Here is a 16,061-nt window from a genome sequence, read left to right as displayed (position 1 = left end):
CCACACCACAGCGGGGAAACTAATTGGCCCCCCAGTCACCTGTCGGAGAGAATCAGCCTTGGATTGGCAAACCCTGCTCAACCGCGAACGTCTCGGAAAGCCCCTGCACAGCCCGCAAGAACTTGGCCGCAGTCCTTTTCACAAAGACCATGACCGCATCATCTTCTCCGGCGCCTTTCGGCGTCTGGGCCGAAAAACCCAAGTGCACCCGGTCACCAGTAACGACCACATTCACACACGCCTGACCCACTCGCTGGAGGTCAGTTGTGTCGGCCGCTCGCTGGGCATGCGCGTCGGCGAAACACTGCGTAGCGCCCTGCCACAATGGTGCGACCCCAGCGATCTGGGCATGGTGGTGCAATCGGCATGTCTGGCCCACGACATCGGCAACCCGCCGTTCGGTCACTCCGGTGAAGATGCCATTCGCCACTGGTTCCAACAGGCAGCCGGGCGTGGCTGGCTGGACGGCATGAGCGAAGCCGAGCGCGGCGACTTCCTCAATTTCGAAGGCAACGCCCAAGGCTTTCGCGTGCTCACTCAGCTTGAGTACCATCAGTTCGACGGCGGCACCCGCCTGACCTACGCCACCCTCGGCACCTATCTGAAATACCCGTGGACAGCCCGTCACGCCGACTCCCTCGGTTACAAGAAACACAAGTTCGGCTGTTATCAGAGCGAACTGCCGCTTCTGGAGCAAATCGCTCAGAAGCTGGGCCTGCCGCAACTGGAAGAGCAACGCTGGGCGCGCCATCCGCTGGTCTACCTGATGGAGGCGGCGGACGACATCTGCTACGCCTTGATCGACCTGGAAGACGGTCTTGAAATGGAGTTGCTGGAGTACGCTGAGGTCGAATCGCTGTTACTCGGATTGGTGGGCGATGATCTGCCGGAAACCTATCGTCAGCTAGGCCCGCAGGATTCACGACGACGCAAGCTCGCCATCCTGCGTGGCAAGGCCATCGAACATCTGACCAACGCAGCGGCGCGAGCGTTTGTCGAGCAACAGGACGCACTGCTCGCCGGCACGCTGCATGGCGATCTGGTCGAGCACATGCATGGCCCGGCCAAGCGCTGTGTGTTGAACGCCAAGGACATTGCCCGCAAGAAAATCTTTCAAGACAAGCGCAAGACCCTGCACGAAATCGGTGCCTACACGACGCTGGAGATTCTCCTTAACTCCTTCTGCGGCGCCGCGCTGGAGCAACACAACGGTCGCACGCCATCGTTCAAGAGTCGGCGCATCCTCGACTTGCTCGGTAATAACGCACCGGATCCGCAGGGTTCTTTGCATACGTCGTTTTTGCGCATGATCGATTTCATCGCCGGCATGACCGACAGCTACGCCAGCGACATGGCGCTGGAGATGACCGGTCGTTCCAGTCACTGACCCGAATGCATTCAACCTGCCGATAGCGTCGGCCGGTTGAATGCGCAATGATCACTTTCTTGACTTGGAACCTGGATTGACACTTGCCTATTTCGAATAATTCTGTGGCAGGATGCAGCGGCGAAAAATACAAACAACAAGCGACTGTCCCGAGCATTTAAACATTGAACAAAAAGCCATTTACAGCCAGCACTTGCAAAACATTCACGACCAACTATAAGCCGATGAACACCCTGCACTTCCTTACGTCATACCTAGTTTGATCGTAGTCCCTTTCCTCATTAGCTGTAGGAACAATCCGATAACACGACTGGAGCCAAGTCAGCTCATGCGAGCGCTCATTCAACTGAGCTAAGGTGCGCGCTTTATTCGTGCTTGTATGGGACTTGATTATGAACTCCGTTTTTATTGTCGACGATCACCCGGTCATCCGTCTCGCCGTTCGAATGCTGCTGGAACATGAAGGCTACAAGGTCGTCGGCGAAACCGACAACGGGGTCGATGCCATGCAAATGGTGCGCGAGTGCATGCCGGACCTGATCATTCTCGACATCAGCATTCCCAAACTTGATGGCCTGGAGGTACTTGCCCGCTTCAACGCCATGAGTTCGCCGCTCAAAACCCTGGTGCTGACTGCTCAATGTCCGACGTTATTCGGTATTCGTTGCATGCAGTCCGGTGCCTCCGGATATGTCTGTAAACAGGAAGACTTGAGCGAACTGGTCAGTGCGATAAAAGCCGTGCTGTCCGGTTACAACTATTTCCCCAGTCAGGCGTTGAATCCGGTTCGCAGCGACGATACTCGTTATGCAGAACTGGAACTGTTCAAATCCGTCAATGATCGCGAATTAATGGTTTTGCAGTTATTTGCCCAAGGCCGTACCAACAAGGAAATAGCCAAGGGCATGTTTCTGAGCAATAAAACGGTCAGTACCTATAAAAAACGCTTGATGCAAAAACTCAAAGCCAAATCCCTTGTAGAACTTATCGAGATGGCCAAACGCAACGCACTCGTGTGAGACCCCGCATGCCCAGTCGTTTGAAAGACTATTTAATTGCATTGAGCACAGGTCTGTACCTGAGTGCCAATGTGTTTGCCATGCCCGTTGATTCACCGGACTATGCCTTGCTCAGCCGATCGGCAGGCGAGCCGGTGCCGGTTGTATTGGAACAGTCTCAACGACAGTGGCTGCAAACGCGCGACGAGTTGATACTCGGAACGTCCGCTCCTGACTATCCACCGTTCGACATGACCGTCAGCGGTCACGATTATGAAGGTCTCACCGCCGACTATGTCGGGCTTGTCGCTCAAGCCACAGGTTTGCCGATCAAGGTCAAACGTTTTGCCTCCCGGGATGCTGCCATTCGCGCTCTGGTCGATGGTCAGATTGACCTGCTCGGGACAGCCAACGGCTATGAATCCGCCAATGCCAACCTTGCGCTGTCCGAACCGTATGCCAACGATCAACCTGTGCTCGTTACCCGCGAAGGCGAAACCCGCAGCCTGAGTAAAGGCCTGGCAGGATTGCGCCTGAGCATGGTCTACCACTATCTGCCTCTGCATGAGGTCAAGGCGCTGTATCCCAAAGCGCTCATCACCTGCTATCCCTCCTACCAGAATGCCATTAACGCCGTGGCCTTCGACCAGGCCGACGTGTTTCTCGGCGACACGATCTCAACCCACTACATGATCAACAAGGGCTACCTCAACAACGTGCGCATGGCCAATTTCGGCAAACAGGAGGCCCAGGGGTTCAGCTTCGCCGTACGTCGAAACAATCCGCAGTTATTGAATATCGTCGACGCCGTGCTTAAAGCGGTGCCGCGTAGCGAGCGCGAGAACATTGCCAAACGCTGGAGCGCCGGCAGCGACCTGCTGCTCACCGACCAGAAACTGCAACTGACCGAACGCGAAGAAACATGGCTGCAGCAGCATCCGGTAGTGAGCGTGGTGGTGAATGAGGCCTATGCGCCGCTGACCTTCTTCGATGACGCAGGCAATTTTCGCGGGATCAGCGCCGATCTTCTCGAACTGATTCGCCTGCGCACCGGCCTGCGCTTCGAGGTCCATCGCAGCCGCAACGACGCCGAGATGATCAAACAGATCGATGACCACCAGGCCGATCTCATCGCGGCCTTGCTGCCGACCGCCGAGCGAGAAAAAACCCTGAGTTTCAGTCGGCCCTATCTGGAAAACTCCTATGTGCTGCTGACGCGCAAGAGTGCCGACAGTCCGACTAATCTGGGTCAGCTCAAAGGCAAGCAACTGGCGATCGCCCAAGGCAATCCCCTGGTCGAGTACCTGCGACGCGAATTTCCACGGATCCAGTTGATCGAAACGGCAGATACCTTCAGCGCCGTCTCGCTGCTCGCCAAAGGCCATGTCGACGGTGCGGTGAATTCACTGGTGATCGCCAACTACTTCATTTCTTCGCGAATCTTCGAGCAGGCGCTGCAGATCACTACCACCATCGGCACCGGTCAGGCCGAGTTTTCTCTGGCAACCGCACGTGACAACACGGAACTGGGCTCGATCATCAACAAAGCGCTTCTGAGCATTTCCCCGGAAGAACTCGGCGTCATCAACGGGCGCTGGCGTGGATATTCCAGCGCCTCGCAAAACATCTGGCGCAATTACCAGCGCCTGTTCTATCAAGTGATCATCGGCGCCTGCCTGCTCCTGTTGCTCCTGCTTGCCTGGAACGCCTACATGCGACACCAGATCAAACAACGCCAGGCGGCTGAGCGGGCCCTGAACGATCAGTTCGAATTCATGCGCTCGCTGGTCAACGGTACGCCGCATCCGATCTACGTACGCGATCGCCAGGGTCTGCTGCAAAGCTGTAATGACAGCTATCTCGAAGTGTTCAATGCCAAGCGTGAGGACGTGATAGGCAAAAGCGTCATGCAGGGCACCCTGAGCAACGCTTTCGAGGCCCAGGCCTTTCATGCCGATTATCAGCGAGTGGTCGCCGAAGGCACTGCGCTGGTGCTCGACCGGCCTTTGCACATCGGCAAACGACGCCTGACGATCTATCACTGGATACTGCCGTACCGAGACTCCAGCGGCGACGTGAAAGGCATCATCGGTGGCTGGATCGACATCAGCGAACGCCGACAGCTGTTTGAGGAACTGCGTGCGGCCAAGGAACAGGCAGATGACGCCAACCGGGCGAAAAGTACATTCCTGGCCACCATGAGCCATGAAATCCGTACGCCCATGAATGCGGTGATCGGCATGCTTGAACTGACGCTCAAACGCATCGATCAACACCATCCGGATCGCTCTTCGATCGACACTGCCTACCACTCGGCCAAGGATCTGTTGGGTTTGATCGGCGACATCCTCGACATCGCACGGATCGAATCCGGACGCCTGAGTCTGTGCCCGGAACGGGTCAATCTGGTGGACACAGTAGCGTCTGTCGCAAGAATCTTCGACGGCCTGGCCCGGCAGAAGAATCTCGCTTTGCAAGTCATCTTCAATCCGCCGGATCTGGCGGTCGATGTATGCCTGGACCCACTGCGTTTCAAGCAAGTGCTATCCAATCTGATCAGCAACGCCATCAAATTCACTGAGCAAGGACACATCAGAATCAGCGTCGACCTCATGACCACTGATGTGCCTGGGCGGGCTCTGATGCAATTGACCGTACAAGACAGCGGTGCGGGTATCAGTGCAGAGGATCAGCAACGATTGTTCGAGCCCTTTGCCCAGGCAGAAAATAGCCCTCAGCAAGCCCGAAGTGGCGCAGGTCTGGGGCTGGTGATCAGTCGCAACCTGTGTGAAATGATGGGCGGCCAGTTGCAATTGAGCAGCCAGCCCGGCATCGGAACACAGGTCTGCGTTTCCCTGCCCCTGGACAGCTTGCCGGCACAGGCGAGCGCGGCCAGGGATGAGCCAGCGATCAAGACCTCGCAGACACCGCTGCGCGTTCTGGTGGTGGATGATCACCCGGCCAATCGTTTGTTGATGTGTCAGCAACTGGAATTTCTCGGCCATCACTTCAGCATCGCCGAGAACGGCTGTAGCGGACTCGAACGCTGGAAAGAAGGCGCCTTCGATCTGGTGATTGTCGATTGCAACATGCCTTTGATGAACGGTTATGAACTGACGCGCGCCATTCGCCAGCATGAGCTGCAGAACCGCCTCCCACCTTGCTCGGTGCTGGGTTTCACGGCGAATGCGCAACCTGAGGAAATCCAGCGTTGCAAACAGGCAGGCATGAACGACTGCCTGTTCAAGCCCCTGAGCCTGAGTCTGCTCAGCCAATGGATCGACGGCATCGCAGCGGCGTCGCCCCCACCGGCATTCAACCTGCGAAATCTGAACATGTTGACGGGCGGCAGCCCTGCCCAGGCCCGGCGCTTGCTGGTTGAACTGCTCAAGAGCAGCCGCCTCGACCGACAGGAACTGCTCGCGCTGTCGCCGCAGGGTGATCGCGGAGCCTTGGCGGTGGTCGCTCACAAGATCAAGGGGGCCGCACGCATCGCTCAGGCATCACGGGTAATCGAATGCTGCGACGCCCTGGAGCTCGCCTGCACGCAAGACTTGGCGACAAACGAGATCGCTCGTCGTTGCGAGGCGATCAACCGGGCGATACTCGAACTGGAGCAAGCCTTGCAGCAACAATTGGCATTGTCCGATCAAGGCACGATGAGCGTGCCTTAACTATGCTTGGCGCTGAGCAGTGAGTTAAACATCATGGAGAACCTGAAATGCCCAGCCCACTGCGCCCGGAACAGCGCCGGTTCCCGCTGCACGTGCACATCAGTGTCATGTTCACGTTTCTCCTGCTGCTCACCGGCGTGGTGCTGGGGTTGTTCAATTATCGCCAGACCACGCAGATCATCCTGTCGAGCAGCGACAAGCTGTTCAGCCGGATCGAACAGGACGTGCGCCTCGACCTGTCCGCCACCTATCAGCCGATCCGCCATTTGTTGAGCCTGTTGGCGGTCAATCCCGCTACACAGGCCTTGGCCCTGGAACAACGATTGCCGCTGCTCAGGCCGTTCAGCCAGTCGCTCAGTGATAACCCGAATCTGGCCTCGCTGTATCTGGGTTACGCCAACGGTGATTTCTTCATGGTGCGCCCGCTTCGCACCTCGGCGATCAAGGCCCTGTTCAAGGCTCCAGAAGCGGCGGCTTATCAGGTGTGGAGCATCGAGCATGACCCGCAAGGGAAAGCGCGCTCGCAATCGCTGTTCTTCGATCAGGCCCTGACCCCGATCGGCCACCAGGAAAATACCGACGCCCCTTATGATCCGCGCAACCGCGCCTGGTTCATCAATGCCCGCCAGCAAACCGAACAGATCACCACCGAACCCTATGTGTTTTTTTCAACCCACAATGTCGGCACCACACTGGCCCGGCGCAGTGGTGAAAACGCAGTGATCGGTGCCGACCTGACGCTGGCTGCACTGTCTGCGACCCTGAGCAAACATGTGGTCACGCCCTCCACTGACATTGCCCTGTTCGATGCCGACGGTAACGCCGTGGCATACCCCGACAGCAGCCGTCTGATCGTCGACGACAGCTCCACGCATCTGGCCAAAGCCACCGACCTGAGTCCGAGCCTGCACGCGTTGCTGTCCGCAGAGCACACGGGCAAGCGACTGGAAGTCGATGGCCGGCAATGGATAGTCGCTCGCAGCAGCATTGAGGAAGGTGGCCCCAAAGGCTTGCAGTTGGCACTCCTGGTGCCGGAAGACGAATTGCTGGTCGATGCCTATCGCATGCGCTGGCAAGGCGCGTTGATTACCTTGGCCACCTTGCTGTTGTGCCTGCCACTGGGTTGGGTAATCTCGCGGGTTCTGGTCAAACCGCTACATGCGCTGGTCAAGGAAGCCGACGCGATCCGCAGCTTCGATTTCAACTTTCCGCTGACTCGACGCTCGCCGGTACTGGAAGTCGACCAGTTGAGCGTGTCGATGGCGCGGATGAAAGACACGTTGGCGAGTTTCTTCCGCATCACCGACACTTTGGGCGCCGAAACCCGATTCGCCCCATTGCTGCAACGGGTGCTGTTCGAAACGGTACAGATCGCCCAGGCGCAGGCAGGGTTGATCTATCTGCGTGAAAGCGACAGCAGCCGTATGGAGCCTTACGGGTTGGTGATCGATGGCACGCCTCAGGCACTGGAAGCGTTCGACATTCAGGGCCACGACCTGCAACAAAGCACAGGCCCGGAGTGGTTCGAACAATTGGTCAGCGCCAACAATGTCGTCAGCAATTTCGGCGTCGATCAGGCCGCCGATCTGCAGAAAGTCCTGATGGTGATGCAATCGCCACGGGTTCATCTGATCGGCATCCGCCTGCACAATCGCCACGACGAAACCATCGGCCTGTTGATCCTGCTGGTCAACGACAGCGGCACGGCAGCCGACCTGGAAAAACTGCGCCCTGACCGTATCGCTTTCTTGCAGGCAGTGTCAGGCGCTGCCGCAGTGAGCATCGAGAGCCAGCGCCTGCAAGCCCGCCAGAAGCAGTTGCTCGACGCCTTTATTCAGTTACTTGCCGGCGCCATCGACGCCAAGAGTCCTTATACCGGCGGGCATTGTCAGCGCGTGCCAGAGCTGACGCTGATGCTCGCCCAGGCAGCGGCCGCCAGTCAGGCGCCGGCGTTCAGTGCCTATCAGCCGAGCGAGGATGAATGGGAGGCCTTGCACATTGCCGCATGGCTGCACGATTGCGGCAAGGTAACGACGCCGGAATACGTGGTCGACAAGGCGACCAAACTGGAAACCATCAGCGACCGCATTCATGAGATCCGCACCCGTTTCGAAGTGCTCAAGCGTGATGCCTGGATCAGCTTTTGGCAGGCGCGGGCCTTGGGCGGCGATGAGACAGGATTGGCGCAGTTGCGCGACGCCACACTGGCGGCGCTGGACGACGATTTTGCGTTTGTCGCGCGTTGTAATCTGGGCAGTGAGGCCATGGCTGAAGCGGATCTGCAACGTCTTGATCAACTGGCGCAACGCACCTGGATGCGCACCCTTGACGACCGACTGGGCGTGTCATGGGAGGAAAACCGGCGTCAGGCGCGCACGCCCCCACCGATCTTGCCGGTCAGTGAAAAACTTCTGGCAGACAAGCCCGAGCACTTGCTCGCACGTGACCCGAACGAGTTGATTCCCGAAGACAATCCATGGGGCTTCAAGCTGGATGTACCGCGCTACAAATACAATCGCGGCGAGCTGTATAACCTGAGCATCAGCCGCGGCACCCTGACCCGCGAAGAGCGCTATGTGATCAATCATCACATGGTGCAGACGATCATGATGCTCAGCCACCTGCCCTTCCCCGGCCACCTCGACAGCATTGCCGAGATCGCCGGCGGTCATCATGAAAAAATGGACGGCACCGGTTACCCGAAACGCCTGAAGCGTGAGGACATGAGCCTGCCGGCGCGAATGATGGCGATTGCCGATATCTTTGAGGCGCTGACCGCAGCCGACCGCCCGTACAAGAAAGCCAAAACCTTGAGTGAGGCGCTGGCCATCATGGCGACCATGTGCCGCGAAGCGCACATCGATGCCCAGCTGTTTGGATTGTTCATCAATGAAGGCGTGTACATGCAGTACGCCGTGCGTTTTCTCGATCCCGCGCAGATCGACAAAGTCGATCCGGCCAGCCTGTTGCACAAGGCTGGCCTCACCGCGTGATCAACAGTCGGTCAGACGCAGGAAAATTGCCGCCAGTTGCTCGATACCGGCCTGATCCTGCTCAGCAAAACGCGCCAGTTTCGGGCTGTCGAGGTCGAGCACACCGATCAGACGCCCTTCCTTTACCAGCGGCACGACCAGTTCACTGTTCGAAGCGCTGTCACAGGCGATATGGCCGGGGAATGCATGCACGTCTTCAACCCGCTGGGTTTGCAGAGTGGCCGCCGCCGCACCGCACACACCACGACCGAACGGAATACGCACACAGGCGATCTGCCCCTGGAACGGGCCGAGCACCAGCTCGCCGTTGCGATTGAGGTAAAAACCCGCCCAGTTCAGGTCATCGAGCTGGTTGAACAGAAACGCCGAAAACTGCGCGGCGTTGGCGATGAAATCGCGCTCGTCCGCCAGCAGCGATTCCAGTTGTGCGGCCAACATGCCATAGCCTTCAAGGCCCTGGCCGCTTTGTTGCAAATCAATCATGCCTTGTGCTCCAACAATTTCAGTCCCACCCAGTAACGGGCGAATTGGTACGCGCAACGTCCGTTGCGATTACCGCGGCCGGTGGCCCAACGCACGGCGAGGATGTCCAGTTCTTCATCACGCTGCCAGCTCAGACCGGCCTTGGCCGCCAATTGGCCGATCCAGTGCTCGACGACGTTAAGGAAATGTTCTTGGGTAAACGGGTAGAACGACAGCCACAGACCGAAACGGTCCGACAGCGCGATCTTGTCTTCCACGGCTTCGCTCGGGTGCAGTTCGCCGTCGACGCGTTTCCAGTTTTCGTTATCGCTTTCCTTCTCCGGCACCAAGTGGCGACGGTTGGAAGTGGCGTACAGCAAAACGTTGTCCGGGGCCTGCTCAAGCGAGCCGTCGAGCACGCTTTTGAGCACGCGATAATCGCCTTCTCCGGATTCGAACGACAGGTCATCGCAAAACAGCACGAAACGTTGCGGCAGTTTACCGATCTGCTCGACCACCCGCGGCAGATCCGCCAGATGATCGCGCTCGATCTCGATCAGGCGCAGGCCCGCGGCGGCGTGTTCCGCCAGCAAGGCGCGCACCAGCGACGACTTGCCGGTACCGCGCGAGCCCCAGAGCAACGCATGGTTGGCGGGCATGCCATCAAGAAATTGCTGGGTGTTGCGCCCCAGTTGTTCGAGCTGACGGTCAACACCGATCAGGTCGGACAGACGCATGTCGAGGCTGACCTCCAGCGGCAACAGGTAGCCGCTGCGCCCGTCGCGCTGCCAGCGCGCCGCCAGACAAGTGCCCCAGTCGATCACCGGTCGTGGTGCCGGCAACAGCGGTTCGATCCGCGCCAGAACCGACTCGGCGCGTTCAAGAAAAGCATTCAATCGGGAATCCACGTCTTCTCCTCGTGCACGTTCACAGTGATGATGACGATCCAGCGGCGACGCACAGATCAGAATTCACCTACCAAGCCTTGTTACAAGGCGATTCGGGAACCTCGGTATCCATACATGATCGACTATGCTTGAGCAGCGAAGGGAAACGGAAGTGGTTCAACACCCCATGGATATCAAATTCACCCACCGGCTGTCTTACAAGCAAGCCAGGCTTACCGTGCTGGTCGGGTTCATTCTGGGCACGCTGCTCAGCCTGCTGCAAATCGGCATCGATTATGCCAGTGAAGACGCCTCCATCAACCGGGAAATCCTGTCTTTGCTGGAAATCAGCCATAACCCGGCCTCGCGGATCGCCTACAACATCGACGCCGAACTGGCGCAGGAACTGACCCTGGGGCTGTTGCGCTCGCCGGCGATCATTTCTGCGCAACTGATCGACAACAACAGTACGGTGCTGGCCAGCGTCAAACGCCCGGAGCTGCAAAGCGGATATCGGGTGATCAGCGACTTCCTGTTTGGCGCCAAGCGCCAGTTCGAGGATCGTCTGTATCTGGATCATCTGCCCAACGAATCGCTGGGGGTGTTGAGCCTCGAGGTCGACACCTATGCCTTTGGCAGCCGCTTCCTGCGCCGGGCCGAGGTCACCCTGCTCAATGGTTTCGCCCGCAGTCTGATTCTCACCGGCATCCTGTTGGCGCTGTTCTACGTGATGCTGACCAAACCGCTGGTGCGGGTGATCCGCGAACTCAGCGGGCGCGACCCGCGCAGCGCCGAGCCGACCACACTCGAGTGCCCGTCCGGCCACGGCAACGATGAAATCGGTGTGCTGGTCAAAGTCGCCAATCAGCAATTCGAGAACATTGCCACCGAGATCCAGCAGCGGCGTAACGCCGAAAACCGCCTGACCGACTACCTTGGGCAACTGGAAAACATCGTCTCGGCACGCACCGCCGAACTCAAGGCAATCAACGCCCGGCTCAGCCAGTCCAATCAGGAACTCGAAGTCGCCCGCAGCACCGCTCTGGAAATGGCCGAAGCCCGCTCGGCGTTCCTCGCCAACATGAGCCATGAGATCCGCACGCCGCTCAACGGCCTGTTGGGGATGATCGCACTGTCACTCGACGGCCCGTTGAATGCCGAGCAACAGCAACAACTGTCGATCGCGCACGATTCGGGCAAGGTGCTGGTGGAATTGCTCAACGATATCCTCGACCTGTCGAAATTCGATGCCGGGCAACTGGAGCTTGAGCACATCCCGTTCGATCTCGGCTCGTTGATCGAAGACACCGCCAACCTGCTGTCGCAGAACGCTGCACCGAGCGTCGAGCTGACCTGCCTGATCGACCCGCACTTCCCGGCACTGGTGCTGGGCGATCCGACTCGCGTGCGGCAGATCGTCAGCAACCTGCTGTCCAACGCGCTGAAATTCACCCGTTTCGGCCGGGTGGACGTGCGCTTGTCGACCTACCAGGATGGGGTGCGCATCGAGGTCTGCGACACCGGCATCGGTATCGCCCAGGACGCGCAGCTGAAAATCTTCCAGCCGTTCACTCAAGCGGGCGCCGGCATCACTCGCCAGTACGGCGGCACCGGGCTGGGGCTGGCGCTGACCTACAACCTTTGCGAAGCGATGCAGGGGCGCCTGACCATCAGTTCCGAGACCGGGTTTGGCAGTCAGTTCTGTGCCGAGCTACCTCTGCCCTGCCATACCCGCGCGCTGGCACCTGCGCCGCTGCACGGGAAAATCCTCGCCATCACCGCCGCCAGCAGTGGCTTGGCGGAACTGCTGCAAAGCCTGCTGCCGGTGTGGGGACTGACATACGAGCAGCGCACCATCGATGACTCACTGCTGGGCCTGACGCCGGACGTGGTGATCACTGATTGTCCGGAGTGTCTGTTCGGCCTGCGCCCGACGCTCGTTGCGCCGATTTTGCTGGTGACCGCCTACGGCAGCTTCCTGCCGAGCGAAGAAGCGGCCGCGCTCACACCTCTGCAACAACAGGCACGACCGTTGGCGCGCAACGCGCTCTACCAGAACCTGCGGCGCACGCTGCAGCCGGACGTGGTTGCAATCAACGATGCGCAGCTCGAAACCGCTCCCTCGGTGCTGCGCGGGCGGGTGTTGCTGGTGGAGGACAACCCGGTCAATCAACTGGTGGCCAAAGGCATGCTCGGCAAACTGGGCTGCGAGGTCATCGTCGCCGCCCATGGTGCCGAAGCGCTGGATCAACTGGAGTATCACGAATTCGATCTGGTGCTGATGGACTGCAACATGCCCGTGATGGATGGCTACGAAGCCAGCCGGCAGATCCGCCAGAGCGGGCGCTGGCCAAACCTGCCTATCGTCGCCCTGACTGCCAACGCAATGTCCGAGGAGCGCGAACGCTGCCGTGCGGCAGGTATGAGCGACTATCTGGCCAAGCCGTTCCGCCGCGAAGAACTGGCGGCACTGCTCGATCAGTGGATCCCGACTACGACAGCGCTTTGATCTGCCCCAGCAAGTGATCGAGACCTTCACGCAACTCATTGAGCCGGTCCAGATCAACCCCGCTGTCGCACAGTAACCGGGCCTTGAGCGGCCCGACCTGCTCGCGCAAGGCTTGCCCTGCCGGTGTCAGGCTCAGGTGCACTTCGCGCTCGTCACGCGTCGAACGCTGGCGCTGCACCCATTGCAACTGCTCAAGACGCTTGAGCAATGGCGTCAGCGTGCCCGAGTCCAGAGCCAGGCGCTCGCCCAACGCCTTGACGGTCGGCAGCTCCGGCGCGGCGTCCTGCCATTCCCACAACACCAGCATCGCCAGATATTGCGGATACGTCAGGCCGAGCTGATCGAGCATCGGCTTGTAGGCGCGAATCACCGCCCGGGAGGCGGCGTACAACTTGAAGCACAACTGGCTGTCGAGCTTCAGCGAATCGACCGGCAGGCTGTTCATTTGAGCAGAGCTTCGATCTCGCGGCTCAGGTCCTGCGGCTTGGTGGCCGGGGCGAAGCGCTTGACCAACTGGCCGTCCTTGCCGATGAGGAACTTGGTGAAGTTCCACTTGATACCTTGCGAACCGAGTACGCCCGGCGCGCGTTTCTTCAACTGCACGAACAAAGGATGCGCGCCGGCGCCGTTGACTTCGATCTTCTTGAACAGCGGAAAGCTGACGCCGAAGTTCAGCTCGCAAAACTCACTGATGGCGCCTTCGTTACCCGGCTCCTGCTTGCCGAACTGATTGCACGGGAAGCCCAAAACCACCAGCCCCTGATCCTTGTAGGTCTGCCACAGTTCTTCGAGGCCTTTGTACTGCGGGGTGAAACCGCATTTGCTGGCGGTGTTGACCACCAATACCGCCTTGCCGGCGAAATCGGCCAGGGTCTTTTGCTCACCCTCGATCGTGGTGCAGGGGATGTTCAGCAGGTTGTCGCTCATGGCACTGGGCTCCGCAGACAGGTCAGGAAGGGCCAAACATAGCGAGCAATTAAATTGTGTGCAATTTAATTATCGAATAACAAGGCGACCCGAGGGTCGCCTTCAATCGTTTATGCGCGCGGTTCGAGGTTCAGACACACCGAGTTGATGCAATAACGCAGACCGGTCGGTGGCGGACCGTCGGGGAAAACATGACCCAGATGCGCATCGCAGCGCGCGCACTTCACTTCAGTGCGGATCATGCCGTGCGTGGTATCACGGATTTCCGTCATCGCGCTTTCGCCGATCGGCGCATAGAAGCTCGGCCAGCCGCAGCCGGAATCGAATTTGGTCTTGGAATCGAACAGCGCTTCGTTGCAGCAAACGCAGTGGTAGACACCGTCGGTCTTGGTGTCGTTGTATTTGCCGGAGAACGGGCGCTCGGTCGCACTCAGACGACAAACGTTGTATTGCTCGGGGTCGAGCATCGCCCGCCATTCTTCCAGGGTTTTTTCCAACTTTTCCATCATCACACCTCAGCGGCTGAAAAAGCCCGATCTGTACCTTTTCCACGGATCGGGCGGCACGTATGATTGCGCCTCGTCACGCACCAGTCTGGCAGCCAGACCGGGCGCATTCAAACGGATTATGGGAGCCACGGCTCAAGACGTCCGCCTGTGTGAAAACACAGGAATCCCAGCACGGTTGTCCATTCGCCGCCTGGATCGTTCATTTTCGGGATCACATCGCCATGCAGTTCAGCAAATCGAACAAGCTCGCCAACGTCTGCTACGACATTCGCGGCCCGGTGCTCAAGCACGCCAAACGACTGGAAGAGGAAGGCCAGCGCATCCTCAAGCTGAATATCGGCAACCCGGCGCCGTTTGGTTTCGAAGCGCCGGACGAAATTCTTCAGGATGTGATCCGCAACCTGCCGACCGCGCAAGGCTACAGCGACTCCAAAGGCCTGTTCAGCGCGCGTAAAGCAGTGATGCAGTACTACCAGCAAAAGAATGTCGAAGGTGTCGGCATCGAAGACATCTACCTGGGCAACGGCGTGTCCGAGCTGATTGTGATGTCGCTGCAGGCGCTGCTCAACAACGGTGACGAAGTGCTCGTGCCGGCCCCGGACTATCCGCTGTGGACCGCCGCCGTCAGCCTCGCTGGTGGCAACGCCGTGCATTACCTGTGCGACGAAGGTGCCGACTGGTTCCCGGATCTGGCCGACATCAAGGCCAAGATCACCCCGAACACCAAAGCCATGGTGATCATCAATCCGAACAACCCGACCGGCGCGGTGTATTCGAAGGAAGTATTGCTGGGCATGCTGGAAATCGCCCGTGCGCACAACCTGGTGGTGTTTTCCGACGAGATCTACGACAAGATTCTGTACGACGATGCCGTGCACATCTGCACCGCGTCGCTGGCGCCGGACCTGCTCTGCCTGACCTTCAACGGTCTTTCGAAGTCGTACCGCGTGGCCGGTTTCCGCTCTGGCTGGATCGCCATCTCCGGGCCGAAACACAACGCCCAGAGCTACATCGAAGGCATCGACATGCTGGCCAACATGCGCCTGTGCGCCAACGTGCCGAGTCAGCACGCGATCCAGACCGCACTGGGTGGCTATCAGAGCATCAACGATCTGGTGTTGCCACAGGGTCGCCTGCTCGAACAGCGCAACCGCACCTGGGAGTTGCTTAACGACATTCCGGGGGTGAGCTGCGTCAAGCCGATGGGCGCGCTGTATGCGTTCCCGAAAATCGATCCGAAAGTCTGCCCGATCCACAACGACGAGAAATTCGTCCTCGACCTGCTGCTCTCCGAGAAGCTGCTGGTGGTGCAAGGCACGGCGTTCAACTGGCCATGGCCGGATCACTTCCGCGTGGTCACCCTGCCCCGCGTCGACGATCTGGAAATGGCCATCGGCCGTATCGGCAATTTCCTCAAGTCCTACCGCCAGTAACTGGCCAGCGGTGCGCAACGGGCAAACGTTGCGCACTGTCTGATTCAGCAACACTTCTGCGTTCCGCCTCTGCGCACGCCTTCTACACTTGCGATTCGTACCGTTTACCTGCGTCCAGCGTAATGGCGACGGGTCGCGGCTGGTAGTCATCCCTATCGGTATCTGTCGTGGGAAATGTGCCTGGCACCAAAGAAATCGCTGTAGGACACAGTTTGAAATAGTCACTCAGTTGAATAGCCCGGTGCAGCACCTTATATACCCCGCAGTACGCTACATCTTTAG

General features: G+C 58.9%; 11 protein-coding genes. 6 read left to right on the top strand and 5 right to left on the bottom strand.

Annotation, left to right across the window (positions count from 1 at the left end; translation table 11 throughout):
• The first annotated feature begins 58 nt into the window (after window positions 1–58).
• The 4 genes from ACOYXJ_RS18395 to ACOYXJ_RS18380 all read left to right on the top strand — a co-directional run bounded on the left by ACOYXJ_RS18395 (window position 59) and on the right by ACOYXJ_RS18380 (window position 9,052).
• Window positions 59–1,387: a deoxyguanosinetriphosphate triphosphohydrolase gene (locus tag ACOYXJ_RS18395; protein WP_016985477.1), complete on the top strand. Its 1,329-nt coding sequence runs from the start codon at window positions 59–61 to the stop codon at window positions 1,385–1,387.
• Between the two features lie 392 nt (window positions 1,388–1,779).
• Complete coding sequence (locus tag ACOYXJ_RS18390) at window positions 1,780–2,406, top strand: response regulator transcription factor (RefSeq protein ID WP_095120461.1); 627 nt, start codon at window positions 1,780–1,782, stop codon at window positions 2,404–2,406.
• An 8-nt stretch (window positions 2,407–2,414) separates the two neighbouring features.
• Entirely contained in the window at window positions 2,415–6,059 is a 3,645-nt protein-coding gene (locus tag ACOYXJ_RS18385; protein WP_460370851.1) for a transporter substrate-binding domain-containing protein, read from the top strand.
• A 47-nt stretch (window positions 6,060–6,106) separates the two neighbouring features.
• Window positions 6,107–9,052, top strand: a complete 2,946-nt coding sequence (locus ACOYXJ_RS18380) for an HD domain-containing phosphohydrolase (protein ID WP_460370849.1) — start codon at window positions 6,107–6,109, stop codon at window positions 9,050–9,052.
• Here the strand turns inward: ACOYXJ_RS18380 and ACOYXJ_RS18375 are convergent, their stop codons facing one another.
• Complete coding sequence (locus ACOYXJ_RS18375) at window positions 9,053–9,535, bottom strand: GAF domain-containing protein (RefSeq protein WP_460370847.1); 483 nt, start codon at window positions 9,533–9,535, stop codon at window positions 9,053–9,055.
• Window positions 9,532–10,422 (bottom strand): ATP-binding protein, encoded by an 891-nt coding sequence (locus ACOYXJ_RS18370; RefSeq protein ID WP_007908631.1) that lies wholly within the window; start codon window positions 10,420–10,422, stop codon window positions 9,532–9,534. The genes ACOYXJ_RS18375 and ACOYXJ_RS18370 overlap by 4 nt, the downstream gene beginning before the upstream one ends.
• A gap of 166 nt (window positions 10,423–10,588) precedes the next feature.
• Between ACOYXJ_RS18370 and ACOYXJ_RS18365 the strand changes: the two genes are divergently transcribed.
• Window positions 10,589–12,910: a hybrid sensor histidine kinase/response regulator gene (locus tag ACOYXJ_RS18365; protein ID WP_460370845.1), complete on the top strand. Its 2,322-nt coding sequence runs from the start codon at window positions 10,589–10,591 to the stop codon at window positions 12,908–12,910.
• Here the strand turns inward: ACOYXJ_RS18365 and ACOYXJ_RS18360 are convergent.
• The 3 genes from ACOYXJ_RS18360 to msrB form a co-directional block, all read right to left on the bottom strand.
• Window positions 12,894–13,355: a MarR family winged helix-turn-helix transcriptional regulator gene (locus ACOYXJ_RS18360; RefSeq protein ID WP_150792985.1), complete on the bottom strand. Its 462-nt coding sequence runs from the start codon at window positions 13,353–13,355 to the stop codon at window positions 12,894–12,896. The genes ACOYXJ_RS18365 and ACOYXJ_RS18360 overlap by 17 nt on opposite strands.
• Window positions 13,352–13,837 carry a glutathione peroxidase gene (locus tag ACOYXJ_RS18355; RefSeq protein WP_460370843.1) on the bottom strand — a complete coding sequence of 162 codons (486 nt, stop codon included), beginning with the start codon at window positions 13,835–13,837 and terminating at the stop codon, window positions 13,352–13,354. The genes ACOYXJ_RS18360 and ACOYXJ_RS18355 overlap by 4 nt, the downstream gene beginning before the upstream one ends.
• A gap of 110 nt (window positions 13,838–13,947) precedes the next feature.
• Window positions 13,948–14,343: a peptide-methionine (R)-S-oxide reductase MsrB gene (msrB, locus tag ACOYXJ_RS18350; protein ID WP_095120468.1), complete on the bottom strand. Its 396-nt coding sequence runs from the start codon at window positions 14,341–14,343 to the stop codon at window positions 13,948–13,950.
• A 224-nt stretch (window positions 14,344–14,567) separates the two neighbouring features.
• On the opposite strand from msrB, the gene ACOYXJ_RS18345 reads away from it, so the two are divergent.
• Window positions 14,568–15,779 carry a pyridoxal phosphate-dependent aminotransferase gene (locus ACOYXJ_RS18345; protein ID WP_007908620.1) on the top strand — a complete coding sequence of 404 codons (1,212 nt, stop codon included), beginning with the start codon at window positions 14,568–14,570 and terminating at the stop codon, window positions 15,777–15,779.
• Window positions 15,780–16,061 lie beyond the last annotated feature (282 nt).

The organism is Pseudomonas sp. Tul2A7 (assembly GCF_054790505.1).
Note: the sequence above shows the minus strand (reverse complement) of the source record. Positions and strands in the feature narration are given on the sequence as shown.

Excerpts from the sequence above, each read along its gene's own strand:
- ACOYXJ_RS18390 (WP_095120461.1), top strand. The coding sequence starts at position 1,780 with ATGAACTCCGTTTTTATTGTCGACGATCACCCGGTCATCCGTCTCGCC.
- ACOYXJ_RS18385 (WP_460370851.1), top strand. The coding sequence starts at position 2,415 with ATGCCCAGTCGTTTGAAAGACTATTTAATTGCATTGAGCACAGGTCTG.
- ACOYXJ_RS18380 (WP_460370849.1), top strand. The coding sequence starts at position 6,107 with ATGCCCAGCCCACTGCGCCCGGAACAGCGCCGGTTCCCGCTGCACGTG.
- ACOYXJ_RS18375 (WP_460370847.1), bottom strand. The coding sequence starts at position 9,535 with ATGATTGATTTGCAACAAAGCGGCCAGGGCCTTGAAGGCTATGGCATG.
- ACOYXJ_RS18365 (WP_460370845.1), top strand. The coding sequence starts at position 10,589 with ATGGATATCAAATTCACCCACCGGCTGTCTTACAAGCAAGCCAGGCTT.
- ACOYXJ_RS18360 (WP_150792985.1), bottom strand. The coding sequence starts at position 13,355 with ATGAACAGCCTGCCGGTCGATTCGCTGAAGCTCGACAGCCAGTTGTGC.
- ACOYXJ_RS18355 (WP_460370843.1), bottom strand. The coding sequence starts at position 13,837 with ATGAGCGACAACCTGCTGAACATCCCCTGCACCACGATCGAGGGTGAG.
- msrB (WP_095120468.1), bottom strand. The coding sequence starts at position 14,343 with ATGGAAAAGTTGGAAAAAACCCTGGAAGAATGGCGGGCGATGCTCGAC.
- ACOYXJ_RS18345 (WP_007908620.1), top strand. The coding sequence starts at position 14,568 with ATGCAGTTCAGCAAATCGAACAAGCTCGCCAACGTCTGCTACGACATT.